Source organism: Candidatus Culexarchaeum yellowstonense, from assembly GCF_024707025.1.
Taxonomy (GTDB): Archaea; Thermoproteota; Methanomethylicia; order Culexarchaeales; family Culexarchaeaceae; genus Culexarchaeum.
The window spans coordinates 1-8410 of record NZ_JANGFQ010000062.1; the positions used below are offsets into that span (position 1 = coordinate 1).

11 protein-coding genes and 1 pseudogene are annotated in these 8410 nt (G+C 39.8%); 5 read left to right on the top strand and 7 right to left on the bottom strand.

The features are described 5' to 3' along the window. The 5 genes and pseudogenes from MRT15_RS07405 to MRT15_RS07425 all read left to right on the top strand — a co-directional run. Positions 1 to 397, top strand: a pseudogene (locus MRT15_RS07405) (hypothetical protein); the annotation flags it as partial. 133 nt (positions 398 to 530) lie between these two features. Next, entirely contained in the window at positions 531 to 722 is a 192-nt protein-coding gene (locus MRT15_RS07410) for a hypothetical protein (protein ID WP_304329364.1), read from the top strand. A gap of 40 nt (positions 723 to 762) precedes the next feature. Further along, complete coding sequence (locus MRT15_RS07415; RefSeq protein ID WP_304329366.1) at positions 763 to 918, top strand: hypothetical protein; 156 nt, start codon at positions 763 to 765, stop codon at positions 916 to 918. Next, positions 905 to 1120 (top strand): hypothetical protein, encoded by a 216-nt coding sequence (locus MRT15_RS07420; RefSeq protein ID WP_304329367.1) that lies wholly within the window; start codon positions 905 to 907, stop codon positions 1118 to 1120. Before MRT15_RS07415 ends, MRT15_RS07420 begins: the two co-directional genes overlap by 14 nt. Before the next feature lie 5 nt (positions 1121 to 1125). After that, positions 1126 to 1284, top strand: coding sequence for a hypothetical protein (locus MRT15_RS07425; RefSeq protein WP_304329369.1), 159 nt, complete (start codon positions 1126 to 1128; stop codon positions 1282 to 1284). 17 nt (positions 1285 to 1301) lie between these two features. Here the strand turns inward: MRT15_RS07425 and MRT15_RS07430 are convergent, their stop codons facing one another. The 7 genes from MRT15_RS07430 to MRT15_RS07460 all read right to left on the bottom strand — a co-directional run bounded on the left by MRT15_RS07430 (position 1302) and on the right by MRT15_RS07460 (position 8248). Next, entirely contained in the window at positions 1302 to 1496 is a 195-nt protein-coding gene (locus MRT15_RS07430) for a hypothetical protein (protein ID WP_304329371.1), read from the bottom strand. Between the two features lie 5 nt (positions 1497 to 1501). Further along, positions 1502 to 1960, bottom strand: a complete 459-nt coding sequence (locus tag MRT15_RS07435; RefSeq protein WP_304329373.1) for a hypothetical protein — start codon at positions 1958 to 1960, stop codon at positions 1502 to 1504. 18 nt (positions 1961 to 1978) lie between these two features. Next, entirely contained in the window at positions 1979 to 2386 is a 408-nt protein-coding gene (locus MRT15_RS07440; protein ID WP_304329375.1) for a hypothetical protein, read from the bottom strand. Between the two features lie 406 nt (positions 2387 to 2792). After that, on the bottom strand, positions 2793 to 3434 hold the full coding sequence (locus MRT15_RS07445) for a transglutaminase-like domain-containing protein (RefSeq protein ID WP_304329377.1): 642 nt from the start codon (positions 3432 to 3434) through the stop codon (positions 2793 to 2795). A 20-nt stretch (positions 3435 to 3454) separates the two neighbouring features. After that, positions 3455 to 5722: a hypothetical protein gene (locus tag MRT15_RS07450; RefSeq protein ID WP_304329379.1), complete on the bottom strand. Its 2268-nt coding sequence runs from the start codon at positions 5720 to 5722 to the stop codon at positions 3455 to 3457. Then, positions 5719 to 7836, bottom strand: a complete 2118-nt coding sequence (locus tag MRT15_RS07455) for a LamG domain-containing protein (protein WP_304329381.1) — start codon at positions 7834 to 7836, stop codon at positions 5719 to 5721. Before MRT15_RS07455 ends, MRT15_RS07450 begins: the two co-directional genes overlap by 4 nt. Before the next feature lie 19 nt (positions 7837 to 7855). Then, complete coding sequence (locus tag MRT15_RS07460; protein WP_304329383.1) at positions 7856 to 8248, bottom strand: hypothetical protein; 393 nt, start codon at positions 8246 to 8248, stop codon at positions 7856 to 7858. Positions 8249 to 8410: the final 162 nt, after the last annotated feature.

Here is an 8410-nt window from a genome sequence, read left to right on the forward strand (position 1 = left end):
TGGAGACATGGCTAAATTTCTACCGTCAAACCTAAGTAAAGAGAACATTGGAAATCTCCCATTTGGAAACATTGAAACGGTTATTAAGGGCTTGATGACTAGGGATGGTAAGCCAACATATCTAAGCGAAATGCTGAAGGTTTATAGGGAAATGTATAGGGTTTTGAAGTCAAATGGATTAGCCATAATAATTGTGAAGCCATTCATACGGAACAAGAAGATCGTGGACTTGCCATACTATACTTGGCTTCTAATGAGTAGGGTTGGATTTAAATTGGAGAAGCTATACAAGCTTAGACTTCAAAATCAAAGCTTCTGGAGGATCCTATACTACAATAAGAATCCAAATGTTCCTAGGATAGCACATGAATATGTTTTGATATGTAGGAAGCCTTAAGCGGACCTAAACCCACACTTTTTTTCCTGTATAGTGAACTAAATGTTGATGTAAGTGGACTTAAATCAGTTTTCACTTTTTCAAACCATTTAAACATGAGTTGATGATGGTTCAGGTCCGCTGATGATAAAACATGTTTTCTTTTTTCAAAGATTTCCAAGTTTCAGGTCCGCAGAGTCATGGTGGCTTGAAAAAGATTGATGGTGCTGGATGGGCAACATTGAATGCAACATATAATACTAATATCAGCAACAATACTGCAACCACATTCCTCAACATTTGTTTGACGCTCATCAAATATATGGTTTCTAATCGTAATATTTAAGTATTTGCATTCAACACTGAATGATATGGTGAATGAAAGTATGGGGAGCATAGTTTTCAAGGCAAGGGTAAGCAAATCTGGGAAGCGATATGTAATTTACATTCCAAAAGCCCTCCATGAAATGATGAAAAGCATTGTAGGTAAAAAAGTAATAATAACAATTGAGGATGATGTGGATGAGCATGTTCAATGTTAAGTTCAGGTCCATAATTGTGGTTGCAGTTGCACGGAATGATTGGGGGAATGGAAGAGTTCAACTGCACTATGAATTTAACAATGCAACGTTGAATGATGCTTTTCAAAGGCTTAGCAGTGAATTAAGTTGCTATAGGCAGAGTGTAATTAAAAGGGTATATGTGGATGGAATGAAGATAATCACATATATACCTAAGAGGTGAACGATATGATGGATGATGAGAGTATTCCATGCCACAATTGCGGGGGGAGAATGACTGCAACCAAACGATATGTGAAGGTTTGGAATGGAAGCATAATTGTGGAGATAGAGTGGAAATGTAAGCGGTGCGGGACAATTAAAGGGGCAGTTTACGGACCCACATAAAAAATAATAATTATTTTTTAGTTGTTGCGGGGCTTTCTAATTTTCACCATTCTCCCAATGCTTCCACAGTTTGGGCATCTCAATCTCAATTTACCGTTCACATATATTTCTATGAGTGCATCATAGGTGAAAATCTCTTTGCACACCATACATTTCCACAGTATTTTTGGATCATCATAGTATTCAGTTTCACTTGGAAGTTTCACGGGCATAACTTTCACTTCCCAGTCTCCCCCTGCAACTCCTTTATCCGTTTAATTACGTTTTTGAGGTATAGTTTTGAGAGGAAGACTACATCCTCCTTAAGCATATCCATCATGCTTTTAAATGCCAAGCTAATGGTTTCCTCGACTAAGATTGAGTCTGGCTTGATGTCTGTGCCATATTTTCCAATTATGCTTTTCACCATGGCTGCCACCATGAATGCCTTCGCCAAGTCTACTAATTGGAATACTTCGCTGAACCATACGTAGCCCATGGGCTTCGAGAGTTTTGGTTGATGAATGTGTCTACGGTCAAAGGTTACTTGAATCTTCACGCTTCCATCAGCTAATGGATAAAAGTCTACTCGTATGATTTGCTCGAACTCCCTCATCGTCCTATCTGCAGCTACACCCTTCATCATAATTAGATTGTTTGGGTCCGGATGAAAGCCATCATTATTATTGTTTGTCATTCCACGTTCCTCCTCCATTTATAGGATTTCGTAGACTTGTGGGTTTAGCTTTTTTATGAAGCCGTTTTCTTCTAGGAATTTAATCCACTTTTTTATTGTTCGTTCATCATTTCCTCTGAATTTTGCTATTGCTTGGCGTAACACCTTTAAATTCACTTGTAATTCAAATCCACATGAGCGTAAGTAATCGATTATTTCCTTTGCGATTTCGTGATTTTTAGGCATTTTAGGGTTCATTGACTTTGTGTGTATTTGTGCTTTGTGCTGGGCAATCCAATTTGCAAGTGCATCCTGAACCTCCAATGATAATGCACCATAAGTTGACTCTGGATACTTCATCTTAATTATCTCCCAAAGCTCCTTCACAATCTTAGAATCAATCAATACTAATAACTGTTTTTTCCCCTTTGGAACCTTCTTCGGCATAGTAACACCTTTTACATTATACATACAATTCTAGAAACATATAAAGTTTTCTAAGTTTCTAGAATCGCCTGCATAAATCTTCGCGTAATGATAATATATATTTAGAAAATCTTTAAAAAATATAAATAAAAAGTCAATCCACATCATCAACTTCATGATAAAAGGGAAATAGTGGGGGGGGGGTGCACAAAGCACACATGCACACACGCATTTCCATGGAAATTTTTCCATGGAAAAATCGACTTCATTGAAGTGTTACACACAAGCCCCCTTTCAGAACGGGTTTGCAGACCTAAACCCAAGGTTCAGGTCCCCATTCATCTTCAGGCTACTACTACATTATAATATATTATAATATATAATGGATCGCTTCAAGTGGACCCAGCCCTAAGGTTTAGGTCCGCATCTACTGGTTTTTCAGCCATTCAATGTATTCTTTTGTGGATGTGAATGTTGTTGAGGTTTCATCGTTGAATGCATATGTGATTTCAGGTTTTCTAAGTTGCAGTGGGAATGTGGCTTTTAATGTTTCAATGTAGTTTAGTGTTTCAGCTTCAATTGGTTTTGGTTTTCCAGTGGTGTAATGTATTGCTGGATCCAGTATTATTGTGGTCTTGTTTGGAAGTATAATTTGAACTGATGCATGTCCCTCCCTCCCCTCCTTATCTTCGATTGTTATGCAGTAAACGTTTATTTTCGCATAGCATCTAATCATGCTACATAATAGTGTTGCGTAGTCTATGCATTTAGCGGACCTAGCCCTCAAAGTTTCAGTTGGAGTTCTCCAATTGGTTTTGTTGAAGTCTGGATTTATGTTTAGCACGATCCAATCATACATTCTATAAACATCTCTAATCAATTCATTCCAATCTCCACTTTTCTCCCATCCCCCAGTCAAATTATATACTAACTTAACTATTTCCACATCTTTTGGGGTAATGTAGCTTTTCGGATTAATTTCTGGTGTAGTGAAGTATCTCCAATTGGCAATTACGGTTAATGCAATTGACAGCATGATCGTTAATGCAATGCTTCCAAGCCTTCCCATAACGATCACAAAAAAAGGGTTTAAAATTTGATTTTCAATGATTTCAAAGCTTTCTCTATGCCTTTTACGGCTTCATTTAGTTCTGGGAATGGATTCACATACTCCCTATACTTACGCTTCCTCTTAGTCTTCCGCTTCCCACGCCTCGTTTTCTGGGGACCTAAACTGAAATTGAATGATATATTGAATGGCTTCCCAAATTCTGGGAGGCTTGGAGGCTTTGATGGAAGTTTAAATGATACTTTTGGAAGCTCGGTTGGAATCTGCTTTTCCAATTGCGGTAGAGGAAGCTGAATTTTGATCCTCGGAATTTCCTGTTCAATTGTTGAGGTTGGTTGCCTTGTTTTTTCTTCGAGTTTGGGTTGGAGTTGAGGTGTAAGTTTAGGCGGCTCCACTTCTGGGAAGCTTAGCAGTGACTTCTGGGGACCGGTTTTCGGGGCTAGGTCCCCCAACTGCTTCTCCAATGCTGATCGTGGCATTTCAAGTTTCGGCAATTCAAGTTTTAAGGGTATTTTGAAGTTAATCTTTAATGGCTGAATAACTTCTGGCGGCTGGATTTGCGTTGAAAGTTCAGTTTCACCGATCTCTCTCCCCACCACTGATGATTGGATTGCATGGGGCATTGCAGCCGCCGATAATGCTACTGCTCCTGCAACTATTCCGCTTGGAAGTTTAAATTCAATTTTCACGGGAACTTCACTTACAGTTTTCAATGCCTGCATGGTTGCAGTTTCAGCCTTTTCTCCCCCTCCAATGAATACTTTGAATGCCCTTTCAATTGGTTCAGGTCCTCTAACGAGCAGTCCACTGATTTTTGTTTCTGTTATGGTTAAGAGTTGTGGTTGAGGCTTCTCAGCAATTTGAGTTGCCCTTTCAATTATGGTTTTATCAACATCCAATCCAAATAACAGTTTAACTTTGTCAATTGGAGACAGCTTTCCACTGATGCTTCGAGTTATCTCTACTGCTTGGCTGCGGACCTCACCAAAAGCTAATCCACTTGGCATCCTCCAATAAGTCTCAACAAATTCCGGACCTGTAACTGTAACCTTCAAGATTGGCTTTTCCCCAAGCATTCCACTAATCAATTTCTGTGTTTCCTCGCCAGTTTTAATCGTTTTTCCAAGGATTGTTTCAGTTGGCCCTAAAAGTCCAGCCTCCCTAACCATCAATGTTTTACCTGAATATCCAATTATGTCTTCAAGTTTCGCCTGTATGGGCAGGTCTGCTGCTCTAATTTTGACTTGCATTGCCCTTTCCACCTCCATTCCACCTGCAGCTGTTGGGATTTTTGCTTCAGATATGGCTTCAGGCTTAATTGTAATTGTCTCCTTCACAACTGGTTTTGGAAGCAGCTTTGTGAATGCAAGTGCAGTTAAAACTTCCCCAGCCGCCTCTCCAACTGTGTAGGCTGGATGTGTTTTCAGGAACTCTAACGATTCACTTTTCCCCCTTGCAAGTTCAAATGCGGCTTTGAATATTGTTGGGGGCGTGGGATATGTTGGCAATAAGCCTAAAGTTGCAGTTTCAAATGCCGCTGCTACACCGGCAAAAGCCTGTTTCGGAATCTCCAATTCTGGTGTGGTTGGAGTTTGAAGCAGTTGCTCAGTTAATGATTTCTCAACTGGTATTCTTGGAATTACAGCCAGTATTCCACCCTTGCCGGCTACAAATGATTGCTGGGTTATTCCTGAAGCTTGCTCTGGAATGTTTATTATTGGTGTAGCTCTACCTTTAAGTCCAATTTTTATTTCTCCGCTTCCCCCAATTTGGATTTGAGGCTTATATTCCGGGTATCCACTTATAGCCATTAATAATCTGGATTCATCCTTCCCCAAGCTTTCCAGCCAATTTTCAATTTGGCTTGGCTCTACACGTTCTGGAAGTTGCCTTAAATATTGCTCCATCACAATATCCTTATACAATGCATATACTTGCATTCGGAACTCTGGATTCCTTTGGAGCCATTGATAGAACTCAGTTTTGGCTGGGGCCAATTTATATAGTTCCGTTTTTATTTCTGGTGGAAGCCGCTCAAACCATTCCACAATGCTCTCTCCACTCGCCCGCTTAATTGTTTCCTCCTCTTCCCCTGATATTTCGCTTTTCAATTCTGTTTTGTATTGCTGGATTTTTTGAAGTTGCTGACTTCTCCATGCCATGTATGATTGAGCTATGATGTCGGCTAATTGTCTTCGGCTTTGAATTGGCTGATTAAGTTTTGAAGCCACAATTTCTTCGGGTGTCAATTGTAGTTGCTGGAAGAATGGGTTTTGCTGCAGGCTCACTCCACTGCACCCCCCCGCCACAGCACCTTATAGGCTAAGACTCCTATTCCGAGTGCTAAGGCGATTTTGGCAATGTTCATAACTGTTTCGGGCATTCCACCCACAGCCAATGTTGATGCCCCCAAAAGTGTGAGTGAGGCTGCAGCTAAGCTTACGCTACGCTTCTTCAGATATATGCTGATTGGCAGTAATAGGAATACTGCGTATGATAGGTCCCCCCAAACCCTCCGCAGCCAATTGGCAGCATCATAGATTGTGTTTTCCCCAAGCTGTGGGATGGGTATTTCAGTTTGCTTTGGCAATGGCTTTTCGAAGACAATGTATAACTTATTCTCATAGGCGTAGTAATTGATTTGAACTGTGATTGGATGTGTTGGAAGCTGAACTGCAACGACGTCACTGGTATAATTGAATGACTGCCAATCACTTCCATAAGCTAAGGTAATCCTGTAATTGGTGAAGTTGTATAGGTAAATGTATGATAGGTTTGATGTGCTGTTGGCTAGGTAAAGGTTTCCATATGCATCTCTCCATAATAATTCTCCTCCACTTAACGTTAATGAAGTATGGCTGTTATAGAATGATGGTGAAAGTATGAGATGGCCGTTATAGAATGATGGTATGGATGTTGTAGTTGTATATATTACTACGTCGCTCCCCAAATTTCTGAATCTAACTTCATTGTTGACGTATTCGTAATTGCTGTATGGCTGTCCATTCACATATACTAATAGTGGCTTGACGTTGCCTGGCAATTCTACGACTGTGTCTCCGTGGGCTGTGAATCTAATGTAATTGGTTCCGCGTATAGCGTTCACAATTGGGTTTACGCTTCTAATCTTTACGTCTGCAATTTGTGTTTTATATGCGTTGAGTATTCGGCTTTGAAGCTGATATGTTATTCCATGCTGATAATCCCTTACAGGCTGAACTAGTGGGGATGAGAATTGGTTGAAGCTTCTTAAATCAATTGTTGCCCATCCACTGCTGTTGGTGATGTATTGGCTTCCAAGCATGCTTACAATTCCATTTGCTATTGGCTGATCATCCAGTGCGTAAACTAGTTTTGCATATGCATATCCATTATATACGTCAGTTACAAGTTGAGTTATCTTTAATGCATCCACTCTAACCATAACTGTCTTCACAACTGGTTGAAGCGTGTTATTGTAGATTGCAGTTAAAGTGTAATTGTAGATTCCAATGTTTTGAGGGGCATTTGCATATAACACTGCAGTTCCATTACTGAATATTGTTCCAGGCAGTGGAGTTGCAGTGCCGTTTACAAGCATGTTTAAAACCAGAAGCTTTGTTACATCATTGTATAGTGTGCCATGATTATTGTATCCACTAAGGTCATACCAAGTGTTTCCAATTATGCTTGATGGCGATAGCCATAATACCAAGCCATCAGTTATCACTTCGCCATAGTTGTATATTCTGCTAATCTCATCACTGGTTAAAGTCCTATTGTATATGCGGACTTCACCGATGAACCCTTTATAGAATCTAGCGGCAGGACCAACATTTGGATATTTTCCATTACCTATTGTGAATATTCTTGTTGTAGGCGAGGGACTCCATTTACCAGAAAGTCCTGAGCTAATTAAAACTCCATTTAAGTATATTCTCACTACATCGGCAGATTTATCATATTGCCCAGCAAAGAAATACCAAAGATTATTATTTAAGCTTCGACTTACACTATATCCATTGCCACAATTATCTTTAAACGCTAAATTTACACCCCCGACAGATATGGCAAGCTCCATATCCTTAATCATAACATTCCTAAATAAACTAGTATTTGGCATATTAAACCAAAAAGTCACTGTAACTGATTTATCAGATGTAATGTCAAGTGAAGGTCCAGCGGAAACATTGATGTAATCATCCACTCCATCGAAGCTTAACCCCCAAACTGTTGGGGGCTGATTGCTTGTTGTGTTTAATAGTTGTGCTGTGAATTTCAGTTGCTGGTTTGGATTCACCCATGCATCATCAACATTTAGGCTCTCAACATTTACATCTGCATACACATGATTCCATATTAATGAGAAGAAAACTATGAATAGGATTAGAATTGATGGGGGAATTTTACGTTTAACCATCATGCATTCTTCACCTCCAAGCTTACTTCATCCATTTGAAGGTTATCCCCCTTATTATCTGTATTACTGCAATCAAGTTGAGTATGTCTACAACTGTGGTTAGCATTGTACAGAGTTCCCATGGAATTATGGGTATGAGGCTGTGCAAGTAGCCTCCAAGGTTATAGGCTGGTTGAAATATTTCTGGAAGCTTGCTTAACACATAGAATAACTGCACCCAACTCATCCACCCAGTATATGCGGGGCTAGTCATATTCATGGATGGAGGCATAGTCTGATTTATTGCCTGTCCAGGCTTCGTATAATTGTATGTTACATTTACATTTAAGTTTGAACTGAAAATTCCAATACCATTAAGGGCTGAAAGCGTCAATGTGAATATGAGCATGAACCCAGCGATTTCAAGTATACGCATTTTTCATCCACCCCTCTGCCTAAACAATGCCAATACACCTATGAACATCATTACCCCCAAGAATGGAATTGTGAAGAGCGACACTATATCCTTTACGCTTAACTGAATGACAAGGGCAATGGCACTACTGATAAGTATTGCTATCCCCGCGTAATGTCCACC

Coding starts and splice junctions, on each gene's coding strand:
- MRT15_RS07440 (WP_304329375.1), bottom strand. CDS start 2,386: ATGCCGAAGAAGGTTCCAAAGGGGAAAAAACAGTTATTAGTATTGATT.
- MRT15_RS07425 (WP_304329369.1), top strand. CDS start 1,126: ATGATGGATGATGAGAGTATTCCATGCCACAATTGCGGGGGGAGAATG.
- MRT15_RS07445 (WP_304329377.1), bottom strand. CDS start 3,434: ATGGGAAGGCTTGGAAGCATTGCATTAACGATCATGCTGTCAATTGCA.
- MRT15_RS07410 (WP_304329364.1), top strand. CDS start 531: ATGTTTTCTTTTTTCAAAGATTTCCAAGTTTCAGGTCCGCAGAGTCAT.
- MRT15_RS07415 (WP_304329366.1), top strand. CDS start 763: ATGGGGAGCATAGTTTTCAAGGCAAGGGTAAGCAAATCTGGGAAGCGA.
- MRT15_RS07435 (WP_304329373.1), bottom strand. CDS start 1,960: ATGACAAACAATAATAATGATGGCTTTCATCCGGACCCAAACAATCTA.
- MRT15_RS07420 (WP_304329367.1), top strand. CDS start 905: ATGTTCAATGTTAAGTTCAGGTCCATAATTGTGGTTGCAGTTGCACGG.
- MRT15_RS07430 (WP_304329371.1), bottom strand. CDS start 1,496: ATGCCCGTGAAACTTCCAAGTGAAACTGAATACTATGATGATCCAAAA.
- MRT15_RS07460 (WP_304329383.1), bottom strand. CDS start 8,248: ATGCGTATACTTGAAATCGCTGGGTTCATGCTCATATTCACATTGACG.
- MRT15_RS07455 (WP_304329381.1), bottom strand. CDS start 7,836: ATGATGGTTAAACGTAAAATTCCCCCATCAATTCTAATCCTATTCATA.